Genomic DNA, 17,669 nt, shown 5'->3' with positions numbered 1-17,669 from the left:
GTTTAAACAGTTATTTTAGAATTATTGAAATCCCCCCTAAATCCCCCTTTATAAAGGGGGACTGGTCTACCTAAAACGGTGGTGTGTTTTCCTCTCTTTAAAAGAGGTTAGGGGAGATTAAGGACATTGAATTTATGAAAATTAGCGAAAATTGGTTGCGTACATGGGTTAACCCAGCCGTTGATAGCAATACTTTATCTGACCAACTGACCATGCTGGGTTTAGAGGTCGATGATTTATCACCTGCGGCAAAACCGTTCACTGGCGTGGTTGTTGGTGAAGTGTTGACTGTAGAGCAACATCCCGATGCAGACCGTTTACGTGTGACCACGGTGAATATTGGTTCAGGTGAACCTTTACAAATTGTTTGTGGTGCACCAAACGTACGGGTTAGTATGAAAGTCCCAGTGGCAACCATTGGTGCTGTGCTTCCAGGTGATTTCAAAATCAAGAAAGGCAAGCTTCGTGGCATTGAGTCACAAGGTATGTTGTGTGGTGCATCTGAAATTGATCTAGAAGATAAAATTGATGGTCTTTTAGAGCTGCCCGTTGATGCACCCGTAGGTGCGAATATTCGTGAATACTTACAGCTTGATGATCATGTGATTGATATCAGCATCACGCCAAACCGTGGTGACTGTTTCAGTATTCGTGGTATTGCCCGTGAAATTGGGGTGATTAACCAACTGACCGTGACTGCACCTGAAATTAATGCCGTTGCTGCGACCATTGCTGATGAGAAAAAAGTTGTGGTGAGCACTGAAGGCTGCCCACGCTATTTAGGTCGTGTAATTAAAAATGTGAATACCAAAGCAGCAACCCCAGAGTGGATGGAACGCGCTTTGGTTCGCTCAGGGATTCGCCAACACAGTATTTTGGTTGATATTACCAATTATGTACTGATGGAGTTGGGTCAACCGCTCCATGCTTTTGATGCGGCAAAAATTCAAGGTTCGGTTCAAGTCCGCCAAGCGAATGTAGCTGAGAAATTGGTTCTACTGAATGAACAAGAAGTTGAGCTCAATGAAAAAGTCATGGTGATTGCAGATGATGAAAAAGCATTAGCGATTGCAGGTATCATGGGGGGCTTGTCTTCATCTGTTACCGATGAAACCCAAGACATTTTCTTAGAGTCTGCATTCTTTGCTCCATTAGCAATTGCGGGTCGTGCCCGTAGCTTTGGCTTGCATACCGATGCGTCGCAGCGTTATGAGCGTGGTGTAGATTTTGAACTCCCAATGCTCGCGATGCACCGTGCATCACAATTGATTGCAGAATTGGCGGGTGGTGAGTTCGGTCCGATTACGACTGCGGAACAAGCGGCTGTTTTACCGAAGCGTGAAGCGATTGAGCTAGAACAAGCACAAGTGGATCAATTGCTCGGTTATCGCGTAGATGCTGCATTTATTGCGGATGCCTTAACCCGTTTAGGTTGTGCTGTGACGGTTAAAGCAGAAGATCAGTGGTCTGTGGTGCCGCCTTCACACCGTTATGATATGGCGATCTATCAAGACCTAATTGAAGAAGTCGCGCGTATTCATGGTTATGACAATATTCAAATCAGTTTGCCAAAAATTGAAGCGCAATTGGCGCAATATCAAGACCAATTTGAAATGACTCAGCTTCGTCAAACCCTCGTGACTTTGGGTTATCAAGAAGCGATTAGCTTTAGCTTTGCAGACTTAAAGCTTGAGAAGCAACTCAATGCGGCTGTGAATCCTTTGGCTTTGGCTAACCCGATTTCAAGCGATTTAGCAGTGATGCGTTCAACACTGCTCTCTAGTTTGATTCCGTGTGTGCAATACAACGTGAACCGCCAACAAAGCCGTGTACGTTTCTTTGAACTAGGCTTACGTTTTGACTATCAAGACGCTGAATCTATTCATGATTTGAAACAAATTCCTACCCTTGCAGTGATTGCAACAGGTGCAAAAACTTCAGAAACTTGGCATGCTAAACCTCAAGCTATGGATTTCTTTGATTTCAAAGGTGAAATTGAAGAAGTATTGGCAGCAGGTCGTGTGCAAGTAGACTATGTTCGTTCTGAACGTAGCTGGTTGCATCCAGGACAGTCTGCTGAGGTTTTAGTCGATGGCCAATCTATTGGTTACTTTGGTCGATTACATCCATCTTTAGAAGATGCGCTGGATTTGAGCACAACTTGGGTGGCTGAACTTGATCAATCGGCTGTTTTGCAAACTTATGTATCTAATTTTACAGAATTATCACGTTTTCCGTCGGTTAGACGTGATATTGCGCTTTTAATTAGTGATAAGATAAATGTAAGTGAAATTCAGCAACTTATCGAAAAAACAGGTGGTGAGCTTTTAGACTCGACTTGGTTGTTCGATGTGTACACTGGGCAAGGCGTTGAAGACGGTAAGCGCTCATTGGCATTTGCACTTCTTTGGCAACACCCATCACGTACGCTTGAAGATGCTGAAATTAAATCCGGTATGGATCATATTTTACAAGTGTTGGAAAACACTTATCAGGCGACATTGAGGGCTTCATGACAGCATTAACAAAAGCGGAAATGGCTGACCATCTAAGTGAGCTCACGAGTTTAAACCGTCGTGAAGCTAAGCAAATGGTCGAGTTGTTCTTTGACGAGATTAGCCAAGCGCTAATCTCTGGTGAGCAAGTTAAACTTTCTGGTTTCGGTAACTTTGAGTTGCGTGATAAACGTCAACGTCCAGGTCGTAACCCGAAAACGGGTGAAGAAATTCCGATTTCTGCACGCCGTGTAGTAACCTTCCGCGCAGGGCAGAAATTCCGCCAGCGTGTGGGAAATGAGCAGATCGATTGATCTGCTTTTTTTTGCTTAGAATTTTTGGTGATCGTTTGGCTGATTAAATTCTTGCCAAATCATGGAACATCGTTTTTTGATAAATTTTGAGCATAAAAAAAGAGAGCCAAGGGCTCTCTTTTTCTGACTAATCTCTAAGAGATTAGTGAGCTTTAGCTTCAGAAGCAGCAGCAACTTCAGAAGCAGCAGCAGTAGCTTCAGAAGCAGCAACAGTAGCTTCAGAAGCAGCAGCAGCAGCGTCTACAGCAACTTCAGAAGCAGCTTGAACAGCTTCAGATGCAGCAGCAACTTCAGATGCAGCAGCAGCAGCAGGAGCTTCTTCTTTCTTAGCACAGCCAACGAAAGCTAAAGTAGTAGCAACTGCAGCAGCAATAGCGATTTTTTTGAATAACATGGCATCACTCTCTAAAATATGAGATTAAAAAAAACCGACGTTAGTCTGTTGTGTGCTTTTATTGTTCCTAATTTTGCTAGGGACTAACAATGCAGGAGCAGCCTAACTGGTCTGCAAATATGCTATCACTGCGCATTTTGAATTGCTACTAGCTGGGATGAAAAAAGTGATAAAAAAGGTCTAAAAACAGGGCTTTTTTAACAGAAAATAACAATCAATGATGAGGTTTGTATTGGAGAAGTGCTGAATAAACATTTAAAAAGATGAAGGTTTTTTATTTCAAATTTTTGTTTATCAAAAACTTGCAAATAAGTTTACAGAGAATCGGATGAAATGTTGCTTTGTGTAAGCTAAGTCAACCAAATAAAAAGGCTGTCGTTAAGACAGCCTTTTTAGGTGAAGCAGGTCGGGTTAGCTGGTCGCTTTACGCTTCATTTGATCAAAGAAATCATCGTTGGTTTTGGTTTCTTTCATGCGATCAAGTAAGAACTCCATTGCTGCAAGTTCATCTTGAGTATGAAGTAACTTACGTAAAATCCAAACCTTACGTAGATTGTCTTCAGACATTAGACGCTCTTCGCGACGGGTGCCAGACTTTTTGATATTCATTGCAGGGAAGACACGTTTTTCTGCAATACGGCGATCCAGTGTAATTTCTTGGTTACCTGTACCTTTAAATTCTTCGTAGATCACTTCATCCATTTTACTGCCTGTTTCAATCAGGGCTGTAGAAATGATGGTTAGTGAGCCACCTTCTTCAATATTACGTGCTGCACCGAAGAAACGCTTAGGGCGTTCCAGCGCATGTGCATCGACACCACCAGTTAAAACCTTACCAGATGAAGGCACAACGGTGTTGTAAGCACGTGCTAAACGGGTAATGGAGTCAAGAAGAATCACAACATCTTTCTTGTGCTCAACCAAACGTTTTGCTTTTTCAATCACCATTTCAGCCACTTGAACGTGACGAGCAGGAGATTCATCAAACGTTGAAGCAATGACTTCACCACGAACTGTACGTTCCATTTCCGTCACTTCTTCAGGACGTTCGTCAATGAGAAGAACGATCAGGAAGCACTCAGGGTTGTTACGCACGATCGACTGAGCGATGTTTTGTAACAACATGGTTTTACCCGCTTTTGGCGGCGCTACGATAATTGAACGTTGGCCCTTACCGATAGGTGCAACCAAGTCAACTACACGTGCAGTTAAATCTTCTGTCGTCCCGTTACCAAGTTCCATCACCAATTGCTCGGTTGGGAAAAGTGGTGTTAAGTTTTCAAACAAGATTTTGTTGCGTGAGTTTTCTGGCGTGTCGTAGTTAATTTGGTTCACTTTTAACAGTGCAAAATAACGTTCGCCTTCTTTGGGTGGGCGAATGGTTCCCGTAATGGTGTCACCAGTACGTAGATTGAAACGACGAATTTGAGATGGGCTAACATAAATGTCATCTGGGCCTGCAAGGTAAGAACCCGCTGCAGAGCGTAAGAAGCCGAAGCCATCTGACAGAATTTCCAAAACGCCATCACCAAAGATCTCTTCGCCATTCATCGCATGGCGCTTTAAGATGGCAAAAATAATGTCTTGCTTACGGTTACGAGCCATTCCTTCGAGGCCCATAAATTCAGCAATTTTGATGAGTTCGCCAATCGGTTTTTTCTTGAGTTCGGTTAAATTCATAGGAGGTCAGATAAGAATCAAAAATTCTAAATTACAGGATGAAAAGGAAGCAACATTTAGCCGCAGACATGCAATGAAGTAACGCAATTGTATTTGAACTATAACAATTCAGAGGACTGATTCATTGTTTGAAGAGAAACGTGTCAAAACAATTTGTATTGCCGAGCGGCGATCTTATGTGTTGTGTCTTTTAAGAAAATGGCAGGATTGAATAATCCTTTATCTCTTGATCATGCAATATAAGAGAGAAAGTTAGACTTGTCAATTTATAGCCGAAAAAAATACGCTGTTGTTTAGACAGCGTATTTCATTTTCAATTTAAACGGCTGCTTAAATGTTTTCTTCAATGAAAGCAGTCAATTTCGATTTTGGTGCAGCGCCCACTTGTTGAGCAACAACTTCACCATTTTTGAACATAAGTAATGCAGGAATGTTACGGATGTTATAGTTCACAGCCGTTGCTTCGCAAGAAGTCACGTCAACTTTAACAATTTTCACTTTACCTTCGTATTCGTTCGCCAATACTTCTAATACAGGTGCAATTGCTTTACATGGCGCGCACCAGCCTGCCCAGAAGTCAACAAGCACAGGAACGTCTGATTGAAGTACATCAGCGTCGAAGTTTGTATCAGTTGTATTTACGATATTGCCAGACATGGATAGCTCCAGTTTCAATTTTTGGATAGTTTTATGGCTAATAGTATGTCATAGCCTGCTATCACTGAGTAGATGGATTACTAAATTTTCAACCTTTAGTTTGAATTTGTCTAATTGAAGCTCACGATGTTACTGATCGTGTAACACAATTGTCATATATGCCGAAATTTTAAAAGCTCGTCAATTTCTGACCACAAATGGCTTTTAAATTGCATGGAGGTGAATTAATCTAAGCACAATTCTGTATAGGTTTATATTAAATCATGTCTGATTTTTTGATTGATGAAGAGTTACTTGCTGCCATCGATATGGGGTCGAACAGCTTCCACTTAGCGATTGCACGAGTGGACCATGGCGAAGTGAAAAAAGTTGCGTCAATGTCAGAAAAAGTACAGTTAGCAGCGGGTTTAGATGAAAATAAAAACTTAACAGAAGCCGCACAGCAGCGCGGTTTGGCCTGTTTATCTCGCTTTGTCGGACGCTTAGGTTCGGTTCAGCCGAATCGTTTAAGAATTGTGGCGACCAATGCGCTACGCCAAGCCAAAAATGGACATGAATTTATTCAAAAAGCGGCAGAAATTTTGCCGAAGCATATTGAAATTATTGCAGGTCGTGAAGAGGCTCGTCTGATTTATTTGGGTGTATCTCATACCATGGTAAACAGTGGGCGCCGCCTTGTGATTGATATCGGTGGGGGATCGACAGAGCTGATTATTGGTGAAGAATTTGAACCCATTCATACTGAATCTTTACAAATGGGCTGTGTAGCATTTACCAAAGCCTTCTTTGTTGATGGTGAAATTAACCAAAAAAGTTTTGATAAAGCCGTGGTGGCAGCACGTAAGGAGTTGTCTGGTATTGCCAATACCTATAAAGAAGCGGGTTGGGATACGGTGGTCGGTTCGAGTGGAACCATCAAAGCGTGTCGTCAAATTACCGTAAATATGGGTTGGAGTAATGAAAAAGAAGAACTCACCCGTGACGGTTTAGATAAGCTCAAAGAAAAATTGCTCAAATATAAACACGTCGCTGAGATGGAATTTGATGGCCTAAAAGAAGACCGTCGAGCAGTTTTGCCAGCCGGAATCGCTATACTTTATGCCATTTTCGATGTACTCGAACTGGATAAATTGGTGTATTCAGATGGTGCCCTACGCGAAGGGGTGATGTATGACTTGTTGGGGCGTTTTCAACATGAAGATATTCGAGATCGTTCTGTACAAGCGTTAATGGGTCGTTATAACGCCGATCCAAAACAAGCAGAACGGGTCGTGAACATGGCTCAGCATTTGTTTGATGGTGTGGCGGATTCACTAAAATTAACCACAGAAGACAGTGATTTACTGCGTCGTGCGGCTTATCTGCATGAAATTGGTTTAGCGATTAGTCATGCGGGCTACCATCGTCATGGTGCATATTTATTGCAACATTCTGACATTGCGGGCTTCTCACAAATTGATCAAAACCATCTGTCGCATTTGGTGGCCCATCACCGTCGTAAGCTGCGCAGTGACGCGCGTGTCGATGTGATGAAGGTTGGCGGCAACAAATTAGTCTATCTATGTTTGTTACTTCGCCTCGCAGTTTTACTGAATCATAGTCGTAGCGATCAGATGCTTCCTGCCATTGAATTAACAGTAGGCAATGCGCAACAATGGCAACTGAGTGTTTCTGGTAATGCCGCGCAATGGCCTTTGCTGGTTGCAGACTTGCATGATGAGCAAGCGCAATGTAAGCATTGGGATGTTGAGCTGGATATCCAATCAGAACAATTTGTCGATGAATAAATTGGTCAATTAGGGATTTATGGTTGAGCTATGAAGAATAAAGCTGCGCAATCCAAAGCATGGACGACGGTTCAAATTGCACGTCATCCTGAGCGTCCGCAATTTTTAGATTATGTGAGTGAAATTTTTACCGAATTTGATGCTTTGCATGGTGATCGCTTATTTGGTGATGATGGTGCAATGATCGGTGGATTAGCTCGCTTTGATGGTCAGCCAGTCATGATTGTTGGTCAACACCGTGGTCGCAGTACGCGTGAAAAGTTACAACATAACTTTGGTATGAGTAACCCAGAAGGTTACCGTAAATCACAACGTTTACTCGATATGGCTGAACGTTTTAATCTACCCGTCTTTACCTTTATTGACACCATGGGTGCATACCCAGGTGTAGGTGCAGAAGAACGTGGTCAGGCTGAAGCAATTGCAACGTCTTTGGCACAACTTTCAAGCTTGAAAGTGCCTGTAATTGCAACTGTACTCGGTGAAGGCGGTTCAGGCGGCGCACTGGGTATTGGTGTGGCTGACCGTGTAGTGATGTTATCCCATAGTATTTATTCAGTCATTTCACCTGAAGGCTGTGCATCTATTTTATGGAAAACAGCTGAAAAAGCAGAGCAAGCCAGCGAAGCTTTAGCATTGACTGCGGAAAAACTACAGAAAATTGGTATTGTTGAATATGTGGTCGATGAAGGTGAAGGCGCTCATCTCAACCCAGAACAAGTCATGCATGCTTTAAAAACTGTTTTAAAAGATGCATTGGCTGAGTTGCAACCAATGGATGCGAATGAACGATGCGAAGCACGTTACCAACGTTTAATGAAGTTTGGCAGCGACAATTTAGGGCTAGTGTCTTAACTGAGTTTCAGGATACGCCTGAACAGCCTCATTTTTTAATCGGATGTAGTGGTGGCATGGATTCCATGCTGCTACTCCATTTGATGTCTCATTTATTTCCCAAGCGCATTCGCGCCATCTATATTGATCATCAATTGCAGGATGTCAGTCCGCAGTGGGGTAGCTTTGTTCAAGAACAATGCTATGTCTTGGATGTCCCATGTGTGATTCAAGCGGTGGATGTTGATACAGGCAATGTAGAAAGCCAAGCGCGTAGTGCACGTTATGCGGCCTTTCAGAAGCATCTTCTTGCCAATGAAATTTTAGTTCTCGCCCATCATCAACAAGATCAAGCCGAAACCGTTTTACTCCGTTTACTCTCTGGTGCGGGAATTCATGGACTAGCCGCCATGCAGGGCATCGACATACGAGAGCAATTTACAATTTGGCGCCCGCTATTGGCTTTGTCCAGACAGCAAATTGAGCTGTGGGCTGCTGAGATGCAGCTGAGAAATATTCAAGACCAAACCAATTTTGATACCAGTTATGATCGGGCATGGTGCCGAGCTGAATTGTGGCCAATCTTAGAACAACGCTTTCCTAAAATGCAGCAAGCTTTGGCACGTACCAGTTATTTGATGCAGGATGCCGAAACGATTTTAGCCGATGTGTTGGCGCAAGATTGGGCCAGTTGCGGGAATGCTTCGGTTTTAAATTTAACCCCATTTCGTCAGTTATCTGCACCGAGACAGCGACAGTTACTGTCCGCTTGGATGAAAGGTGAGGATTTATATCGCCCCGCTTTTGATATGGTGCAACGCTTGTTTGATGAAGTGATTGAATCCAAAGTGGATGCCCAAGCCGCATTGCATTGGAACCAATATTATTATGTGCGTTATCAACAGCAACTCTTTCGTGTCTGTAAAGCAGAGTATTTGGCGGAAGCATGTCAGATTATTGAGTCAATTGAGCAGCGTTTTAGTTTAGATCAAGCTTATGGATTTGCTTCAGGGCAATATCGGATTGAAACACAAAAATATGGACTGTCTTCTGCATTATTGGAGCAGCCTTTACAGATAAAACCGCGCTTAGGTGGGGAAAAATTGCATTTGTATGGGCGTGTTGGGGCTTGGCCGTTGAAAAAAGCCATTCAGAGCGCACAAATTTTTCCGTGGCAACGTCATACAATACAAATATTAAGCATAGATAATGTTATGCTTGGTGTTTTTACGCCTAAAGGATTTTGGTTGGTCGAGTCGGCTTATTGTGAAGCGGGTGGATGGCAACCAAATTTAATCGCTTAGTTAAAAAATTCAGGATAGAGAAATAATCATGAGCGCAGTGTTGAATCGTAATATTTGTTTTATCGGCGGTGGTAACATGGCTCAAGCCCTCATTGGTGGCTTGATTTCACGTGGTTTACCTTCAACTCGCATTACGGTTTCTGATCCTGTTGAACAAGTTCGTCATTTATTGGCTGAAAAAGACTTGGTGGTGACTGAGGACAACGCATCTGCTATTCGTGAAGCCGATGTCGTGGTCTTAGCGGTTAAACCTCAAGTTTTAGCCAATGTTTTAAAACCATTAAACGGTTTATTTGACGGTAAGTTGATTATTTCGATTGTTGCGGGTGCTGAAATTGCAACGATTGCTGCATTAGCTGGCAGTAATCGTATTGTTCGTGTGATGCCAAATACGCCTGCTTTAGTACAAACGGGTGCGCATGGTTTATATGCCACTGAGGCTGTAAATAAAGAAGACCGTGATTTGGCGAGTCAAGTACTTGCTGCGACAGGTTTGACTTTATGGGTAGGCGAGGAAGCGCAAATTGATGCTGTGACTGCGGTGTCTGGTTCAGGTCCTGCGTATTTTTTCTATATGATGGAAAGCATGATCCGTGCAGGTAAAAACCTCGGTCTAGATGAAAAAGTAGCAACGGCGTTGACGTTGCAAACTGCACTGGGTGCAGCACAAATGGCAATCACCAGCTCAAATACACCAGCTGAATTGCGTAAAAATGTCACTTCACCGAATGGTACAACCCAAGCGGCACTTGAAGTGTTCGATCGTGCACAAATTTCACAAAATATCCAAGCTGCATTGGCTGCTGCTCAAAAGCGCAGTCAGGAACTTGCTCAAGAGCTGAGTGAAAGTAGCAAATAATCGTTTTATTTAGGAAAGTTCAAGTATGGGTGCAAACTCTGCGCTAATTTTTGGCATCATTATTAACGTTGCAATTTTACTGGTGTTCTTCCGCTTTCTCATGCAGTTGGCAGCGGTTAACTTTTATAACCCAGTGGTGATGTCGACCGTAAAAGCCACAAAAATTGTGGATATGTTTGGTCGTATTTTTCCAAATGTAGCGAAAGGCCGCGTTAACTTAGCGGCTTTAGTGCTTTTGGTTTTATTGTACTTACTGAAAATTTTTGGCGTCATGTATCTCTCTGGAGCGATGCCGAATAGTCCTGTGCATTTGGTCATTTTAACTTTTGTGACCATGATTCAGGACTTGATTCGTTTCTGTCGTTACCTGATTTTTGCAACGATTATTTTAAGTTGGGTGGTGATGTTTACGCAGTCACGTTCGCCTTATATCGAAGTGATTCAAGAACTTGCAGAACCATTATTGGCACCGTTTCGCCGTTTATTGCCCAATATGGGGATGATTGATCTTTCTCCAATCGTAGCGTTCTTGGCGCTGTATATTGCTGAAATGATTATGAATGAAGTGGCGATTGTCCTGCTCACTGGTTTATAAGATTGTAGCGATATAAAAAAGGACTCGATTGCGAGTCCTTTTTTTGTGGTTGAAATTTTCAGGTGAGGACGTTGATATTTCTTCTAGGCGGCAAATGACCTCCATACCAGCCTTCCTCCTAGGAGGAGGAAGGTGCAAATGTTTTAGTGGGCTTCATCCCAGTTTCGACCTTTGCCGACTTCAACCAACAATGGCACAGAAATTTGCAAAACAGATTGCATCACGTCTGCCAGTTTCGAAGCCAGTTCATCCGCAATACTTTCATCGACTTCAAAAACCAATTCATCGTGTACTTGTAGTAGCATTTTGGCTTGATCTTTAGGCAGCATTTGATCAACTGCAATCATCGCCATTTTAATAATGTCCGCAGCAGAACCTTGCAGTGGCGCATTAATCGCGGCACGTTCGGCCGCTTGTTTGATCATTTTATTGCTTGCCATAATATCGGGCGTATACAAGCGACGGTCTAAAATGGTTTCGACAAAACCTTGTTCACGTGCAATTTGACGGGTACGTTCCATATAGTCGAGCACGCCCGGATAACGTTGGAAGTATTTCGCAATATAGCCACGCGATTCTTCACGGCTAAAACCGAGTTGACGGGTTAAGCCAAACTCAGACATGCCGTAGAGTAGACCGAAGTTGACTGCTTTGGCCTGACGACGTTGGTCTGACGTGACATCTTCAAGTGCGACACCTAAGACTTCAGCCGCTGTACGACGGTGTACATCTTGTCCATGATTAAAAGCATCGACCAAGGCTTCATCTTGTGAGAAATGCGCCATTAAACGCAGTTCAATTTGTGAATAATCGGCTGCCAAGAGCACGCGACCTTGTGGTGCAATAAAGGCTTTACGAATTTGGCGTCCAATTTCCTCACGCACAGGAATGTTCTGTAAGTTGGGGTCGGTCGAAGACAAACGACCAGTTGCGGTCAGTGCTTGGTGGTAGCTGGTATGCACACGATGGGTATCACTGTTGGCTTGTTTTAATAAGCCATCGGTATAGGTGCTTTTTAGTTTGGATAAACCGCGATAGTCCAAAATCAGCTCGGTAATCGGGTGGTCAATTTTCTCTAAAACGCTTTCAGAGGTACTGTACTGACCTGTTGCGGTTTTTTTGCCGCCCTTAAGTCCGAGTTTATCAAACAAAATCTCACCGACTTGCTTCGGCGAGCTGACATTGAAACTTTGTCCTGCAAGTTCGGTAATTTGGCTTTCAAGATTGGCCATGGTATTGGCAAACTCAACACCAAGTTGGTCAAGGAAGCCTAGATCCAATTCAATGCCATTTTCTTCCATGATAGTCAGGACACGGGCAACTGGCATTTCGACATTGTGCAAGATATTGACCAGTTCGGGATGCTTTTGTAGTTTGGCATCGAGCACTTCAAACAGGCGATAGGTTACATGGGCATCTTCAGCAGCATAGTGCGCGGCGGTTTCGATCTCAATTTGGTTAAAGGTTTTCTGTTTTGCGCCTTTACCTGCTACTTGTTCAAAGGTCGTGGTTAAGTGACTGAGGTAGAGACGTGAAACATCATCCATCCCGTGACGAGTCGCCACAGCATTGAGTACATAAGATGCCAACATGGTATCGAAATACCAGCCTTTTAGCTCAATGTCATGATTTTCTAAGACATGTGCATCATATTTCAAATGATGACCAATTTTTTGAACCGACTCATCTTCTAAAATAGGTTTAATTTGCGCCAAGATCTGTTCACGATCTAACTGCGCAGGGGCATTTTCATAATCATGCGCAAGTGGAACGTAATATGCATCTTGCGCATCGAACGCGACCGAAAAACCAACAATTTGCGCTACGCGATAGTCTAAACTGGTGGTTTCAGTATCAAAGGCAAAACGTTTTTCTGTACTTAAACGTTTGAATAATTGTGCCCACCGTTCTGCACTGAGCACAGTATGGTAGTTCGCTTGCCCCAGTTGGTCATCGACGCTGCTTTGGATGGCCTGATCTTCTGTATTGATGACGGTTTCAGACTGTGCTGATTTAGCAATGTGTTGCGTCGCTTGTTTGTAGGTTGCACTATTCGGATTGTTTGGATGATCGAGCGATTGTAACTGCTGGCGGAATTCAAGCTCGGTATACAGTGAACGCAAGGCTTCGGTATTTGGGTCTTGGAGTTTCAGATCGTCAAAGGTCAGACCTGTCTCTAAGTCACAGACAATGCTTGCCAGTTGGTGATCTAGAGCAATTCCATCGGCATGTTCTTTGATGTTTTGACCGACTCTGCCTTTAATTTTATCGACATTTTCTAAAATGCCACCAATTGAGCCATATTCTGTTAATAGTTTTGCTGCGGTTTTAGCCCCGACACCCGGAACACCCATAATGCCGTCAGAGGCATCGCCCATTAAAGTCAGATAGTCAATAATTTGGTTTGGCCACACCCCAAACTTTTCAAACACGCCATTTACATCCATCGGCTTGTCTTTAAAGCTGTCTTCTAAGGTGACTTTATCTGTCACCAACTGTGCCATGTCTTTATCGCCTGTGGAAATCAGCACTTGCTGTCCCGCGGCTTCCGCACGTTTGGCCAATGTCCCGATGATGTCATCTGCTTCGGCACCTGGGAGCATGTACAAGGGGATACCCAAAGCACGAATTAAGGCATGCAAATATGGAATTTGCTCTGATAACTCCTCAGGCATACTCGGGCGGTCACCTTTATAAATCGGCGATAGCACATGACGAAAAGTTGGTTCTGGTGTATCAAAAATGACTGCCATATGTGTTGGCTGGGTACGACGCATCAGTTTTTGGATGGCAGAAATTGCCCCACGAATTGCATTGGTATGTAAGCCAGTTGACGTGGTGAGCGGTGGCAAAGCATGAAAAGCACGAAATAAAAAGTATGAGCCATCGACCAAGACAAATGGTGGCATTGCAAGATTCCTTATCCAAATAACCCGTTTATTGTACGTGATTTTGGCACAGAACAAAGTGTATTGATGTACCGATTGGCATAGATGGTTACGGTTATGCGCTTAAAGATGTACTACAAGCTGATGTATTATTTGAAGATGAGAAAAAGAGATTGAGAACGGATGCAAACTGGGCAGCGTGAAATTCGCATGATGTGGTTAATGGGGCTGACGATTGTTGCGATTGCAGCATGGTTTTTGGCCGTGCCGCTGTTGAGTGCATTGTGTGGAATCGCGTTGATCATGAGTGTTATGCACTATGTCGATAGCATTGAAAACCCTAGTATGACCTTGGCGGAACAACGGGGCATTGCTTTTCAGCCAACGTCAAAAGTGCCGCTTTACCTTGCTGCTTTCGTCATTTTGATCGGTATGGTGGGGCAATGGGGCGGACTCATTGGATTGGGGATCAGTGGTTGGTTGTTCTTTTTCTTTCGATGGTTACGTCGCCTAGAATATCTATTGTTATCCGTGCAAGCACAGCCATATCAGGTGATATCTGACCGATTTCAAGAATCTGAAAATGCTCCCTTTTTACCTACTACTCTAAACAACACAGATGATTTAAGTCTCAGTGAGCAAGTGAAGCGCTGGCTTTGGCAGGGCAATCCTGTCTTAAAAGTTGCGATTGTGATACTGCTGATTGGGCTTATTTTATTATTACGCTTTGCCACCGAACATTGGCAGTTGAGTCTTGCTGTTAAACTGAGTCTCGTTGCTGCGGTAAGTGTGGGCGTTGTGGTTTTTGGTTATGCGCTCCTACAAAAAAACCGTAGTTTTGCTTTGGCTTTGGAAGCACTTGGACTGTCAGGTTTATTTTTGACTTTGTTTTTTGCTTACTACAACGGTGTGATTGCAAGTTTAGCGATTGCAAGCCTGTGCTTTGTGGTGGTGATGGCAGTGACACTTTGGCTCAGTTTAAAACAGCAGTCGATTGAGCTGGCGTTGATGGCGATGATCATTGCATATTTGGCGCCTTTTACCTTACCTGTACGGAATGCCACTGCGATAGAGCTGGTGGCCTATTATTTGGTCATCAATATTGCGGTCGCGGTTTTAAGTACGTTCAGGCCATGGAAAGTCCTCAACCAAATTGCCTTTTTAATGACGGTGGTCGTAGGAGGTGCTTATGCCTTTTATCAGGGTGAAGCGCCTGAGCGAGACATGCTGGCCGTGTTGGTTTTGGCACATAGTGCGGTCTTTATTTGGTTGAGTTTTCGTTATAGTCAACTGTTGGCGCGTGAGGATTTAACTCAGTTTAAGTTGAAACCGATCTTGGATGTGGCTTTGATTCTTGCTGCCCCTATTGTTGCTTTTGCTTTTTTGTATGTGATGTATTTTGAGGAAACGATTTGGCAGGCAGGCTTTAGTCTAGGCTTCGCAGCGCTCTATGCTATGCTTTATCAACTGCTAAAAAGAACCCATAGTATTGATCTGATTGCGCAAAGTTATCTCAGTTTGACTTTGGTCTTCTTGGCGCTGATTCCCCCTATTTTACTGCCTGATCAGTGGGGCGTAGTGGGTTGGAGTGTTGAGGGTGCATTGATCTTTATGTATGCTTTGTATCGTACCTCGAGCTTGAGTCGTTATTTGGCGATGGGTTTACTGGCCGTGGCAGGGCTCTCAAGTCTGTACTATCTGGTGGAGCTCAATCGTTTTCCAACGGAAGTCTATTGGGCACTGTGTCTGAGTTATTTTGCTGTGGTTGCCGTTGCTAACAGTGTAGAGCGCTTTAGACAACAGCTGTCTTTTGCCACCATTGCCTTTTTTTGCTTACAACTACTTTCAGCAACCACCATGTTGTTTATTTTACTTTTGGATGAAATCGACAGTAAAAGTCAGGTGACGATGGCGCTGCTGATCATCGTGCTTTTATATACAGTGCTGAATGAATGGTTGCTCTACCGAAAAGCCAGTTGGTCATGGCTATTACCCAAATGGATTGGCCTGATTCCGCTGTATGCAGTTGCCTTCATTTTCTTGGTGGGCTTGAGCCATGATGGCGTCATTATATGGTCGTCTGGTTTAGACCGCCTATTGTTTGCTTTAACGAGTGGATTACTCACGTTGCTGTGGTTACGCCCGCTACAGGGCGTGGAGGATGAGGTGGAGTGGGTGAGTTTGGGGGCTTTATTGAGTTTGGCGCTCACCAGCTTAACTCTCATTCCAAGTATGCCGTATCTGAGCATGGTTATTTTACCACTGGCCTTTGCTGCATGGTGTTATGTGAAACCGATTCAAACGCGATGGAGAAAGTTTTGGCAGGCCCGCAATACCTTAGTGCTTATGTTGTTTTGGATCGTGTGTTCTCAGATCTTTAGCCAACAAGCTTTTGCAGGGTACTGGTTACCTATTTTCAATCCATTCGACTTGGTCAGTATTGCAATGCTGATCGGTTTTATTTGGATGCTGAATTTACAAATGAAGGCGGGTTTGGAAAAAAGTCTGGGTGCCATTTTGATGATGTCGAGTCTACTTTGGCTCAGTAGTTATGTGGTTCTACGTGCGCTGCATGTCTATTTCCTAACACCCTATAATGACTGGCAAATGTGGGAAAATGCTTTGGTGCAACTCAGCTTTACTTTGCTTTGGGTTAGTTTGGCTTTCATTTGCATGCTGACGGCAACCAAACGCAACCTGCGTTCATTGTGGATTTTCGGCGGCTGTATTTTGGTCTTGGTGACGCTGAAATTGGTCTTGTTTGACTTATCTCACATTGGGACACTCACCCGCGTGATTTCATTTTTAGGTGCAGGTTTGGTGATGTTAATAATTGCGTATATTGCACCGATGCCTGAACTTGAGGAAAAGGAAAATTAAACGAGTTCAGCTCCTTATGTCTGCAGGGATCATAAGGAGCTGAGACGATTTATTTGATATTCGGTTCTCGTTTCAAGGCTTGTGCATTGGCATATTGATCAATTTCTTCATTGGATAAAGGACGCGAAAGCGGATGATCGACAAAGCCCATTTTCGGCACAGGAATTTCGATTTGGTTATCTAAGAAACCATTGCGAATACGTTCCTGCATTTCATCACGCACTTGCAAAAAGTGTTCTTGCTGACACCACACGGCAAACAGTAACTCAATCGAAGATTCGCGAAAGGCGGTGACGGTGACGGCAGGTTTAGGGTCGGCCAGCACCAAAGGATATTTATTGGCGACATCAATCAGCACTTCACGTACTTTAATGATGTTCTCATGAAAGTTAATGGCTAGGGTGATTGGAATACGCCGTATTGGGAACTTAGAGAGGTTGTGAACAGGCGCTCGAATCAGTTGTTCATTCGGCAGTCGTACATAAATGTTGTCTTGAGTGAGTAACTTAACCGAGAGGAGGTCAATTGAAATGACTTCACCTTCAATGGTATTGCCGCGAATAAGGGTGATTGAAATGGTGTCGCCAATTTCAAAAGAACCTTCACCAATCAGGAACAATCCACTGATTAAGTTGGATGCAGAGGTTTGTGAGGCAAAACCTAAAGCAACCGTCAAAATACCTGCGGCGCCTAAAAACACACTGAGTTTAAAACCAGCTTCTTTGAGGCTGGCCATCACAAAAATTAGGAAAATAAAGTAAAAAATACCACGTCGCCAGACCAGTCGTTGGTGGGCGTTAAACTTGGTGCCAATGGTTCGGATAAAGGTATTTGAAACCAGACGTGCCAAGAGAAACCCAACAAAACACAGCACTACGGCAATTAAGATTTCTGTTAATCGTTCTGTATTGATGTTAGTAAAAATACCTTTTAGGCTACTGGTAATTTCTTGGGGAATATTTGAGTTTGGCATATGTCCCCC

At 43.5% G+C, this 17,669-nt stretch carries 13 protein-coding genes; 8 read left to right on the top strand and 5 right to left on the bottom strand.

Annotated elements, in window-relative coordinates; all coding sequences use genetic code 11:
* Positions 1–134 precede the first annotated feature (134 nt).
* Together pheT and AC0KVP_RS13680 are read left to right on the top strand one after the other, a co-directional pair.
* Positions 135–2,516 carry a phenylalanine--tRNA ligase subunit beta gene (pheT, locus tag AC0KVP_RS13685; RefSeq protein ID WP_473337332.1) on the top strand — a complete coding sequence of 794 codons (2,382 nt, stop codon included), beginning with the start codon at positions 135–137 and terminating at the stop codon, positions 2,514–2,516.
* Positions 2,513–2,809, top strand: a complete 297-nt coding sequence (locus tag AC0KVP_RS13680) for an integration host factor subunit alpha (RefSeq protein ID WP_004649746.1) — start codon at positions 2,513–2,515, stop codon at positions 2,807–2,809. Before pheT ends, AC0KVP_RS13680 begins: the two co-directional genes overlap by 4 nt.
* A 142-nt stretch (positions 2,810–2,951) precedes the next feature.
* Here the strand turns inward: AC0KVP_RS13680 and AC0KVP_RS13675 are convergent, their stop codons facing one another.
* From AC0KVP_RS13675 to trxA, 3 genes are all read right to left on the bottom strand, one after another.
* Complete coding sequence (locus AC0KVP_RS13675; protein ID WP_336956341.1) at positions 2,952–3,203, bottom strand: hypothetical protein; 252 nt, start codon at positions 3,201–3,203, stop codon at positions 2,952–2,954.
* A gap of 411 nt (positions 3,204–3,614) precedes the next feature.
* Positions 3,615–4,883: a transcription termination factor Rho gene (gene rho, locus AC0KVP_RS13670; RefSeq protein WP_004692266.1), complete on the bottom strand. Its 1,269-nt coding sequence runs from the start codon at positions 4,881–4,883 to the stop codon at positions 3,615–3,617.
* 330 nt (positions 4,884–5,213) lie between these two features.
* Positions 5,214–5,540, bottom strand: a complete 327-nt coding sequence (trxA, locus tag AC0KVP_RS13665) for a thioredoxin (protein WP_004692264.1) — start codon at positions 5,538–5,540, stop codon at positions 5,214–5,216.
* Between the two features lie 263 nt (positions 5,541–5,803).
* Between trxA and ppx the strand changes: the two genes are divergently transcribed.
* From ppx to AC0KVP_RS13640, 5 genes are read left to right on the top strand one after another with little or no spacing between them, the layout of a single operon-like run.
* On the top strand, positions 5,804–7,327 hold the full coding sequence (gene ppx, locus AC0KVP_RS13660; protein ID WP_473337327.1) for an exopolyphosphatase: 1,524 nt from the start codon (positions 5,804–5,806) through the stop codon (positions 7,325–7,327).
* Positions 7,328–7,357: 30 nt separating this feature from the next.
* Complete coding sequence (locus AC0KVP_RS13655; protein ID WP_078388708.1) at positions 7,358–8,182, top strand: acetyl-CoA carboxylase carboxyltransferase subunit alpha; 825 nt, start codon at positions 7,358–7,360, stop codon at positions 8,180–8,182.
* Positions 8,119–9,465 carry a tRNA lysidine(34) synthetase TilS gene (gene tilS / locus AC0KVP_RS13650; RefSeq protein WP_473337323.1) on the top strand — a complete coding sequence of 449 codons (1,347 nt, stop codon included), beginning with the start codon at positions 8,119–8,121 and terminating at the stop codon, positions 9,463–9,465. The genes AC0KVP_RS13655 and tilS overlap by 64 nt, the downstream gene beginning before the upstream one ends.
* A 28-nt stretch (positions 9,466–9,493) precedes the next feature.
* Positions 9,494–10,324, top strand: coding sequence for a pyrroline-5-carboxylate reductase (proC, locus tag AC0KVP_RS13645; protein WP_168157940.1), 831 nt, complete (start codon positions 9,494–9,496; stop codon positions 10,322–10,324).
* 25 nt (positions 10,325–10,349) lie between these two features.
* Complete coding sequence (locus AC0KVP_RS13640; RefSeq protein ID WP_004979206.1) at positions 10,350–10,919, top strand: YggT family protein; 570 nt, start codon at positions 10,350–10,352, stop codon at positions 10,917–10,919.
* Positions 10,920–11,062: 143 nt separating this feature from the next.
* Here AC0KVP_RS13640 and polA read toward each other — a convergent pair whose 3' ends face one another.
* Complete coding sequence (gene polA, locus AC0KVP_RS13635; RefSeq protein ID WP_473337320.1) at positions 11,063–13,828, bottom strand: DNA polymerase I; 2,766 nt, start codon at positions 13,826–13,828, stop codon at positions 11,063–11,065.
* A 162-nt stretch (positions 13,829–13,990) separates the two neighbouring features.
* Here polA and AC0KVP_RS13630 point away from each other — a divergent pair, with 162 nt between their 5' ends.
* On the top strand, positions 13,991–16,687 hold the full coding sequence (locus tag AC0KVP_RS13630) for a DUF2339 domain-containing protein (RefSeq protein WP_473337317.1): 2,697 nt from the start codon (positions 13,991–13,993) through the stop codon (positions 16,685–16,687).
* Between the two features lie 49 nt (positions 16,688–16,736).
* On the opposite strand, the gene AC0KVP_RS13625 is transcribed toward AC0KVP_RS13630, so the two are convergent.
* A complete protein-coding gene (locus AC0KVP_RS13625; RefSeq protein WP_473337315.1) occupies positions 16,737–17,660 on the bottom strand; it encodes a mechanosensitive ion channel family protein in 924 nt (307 codons plus the stop codon).
* Positions 17,661–17,669 lie beyond the last annotated feature (9 nt).

The organism is Acinetobacter sp. DL27 (assembly GCF_055810995.1).
The sequence above is the reverse complement of the archived record's forward strand: the minus strand, read 5'-3'. Positions and strand labels throughout refer to the sequence as shown.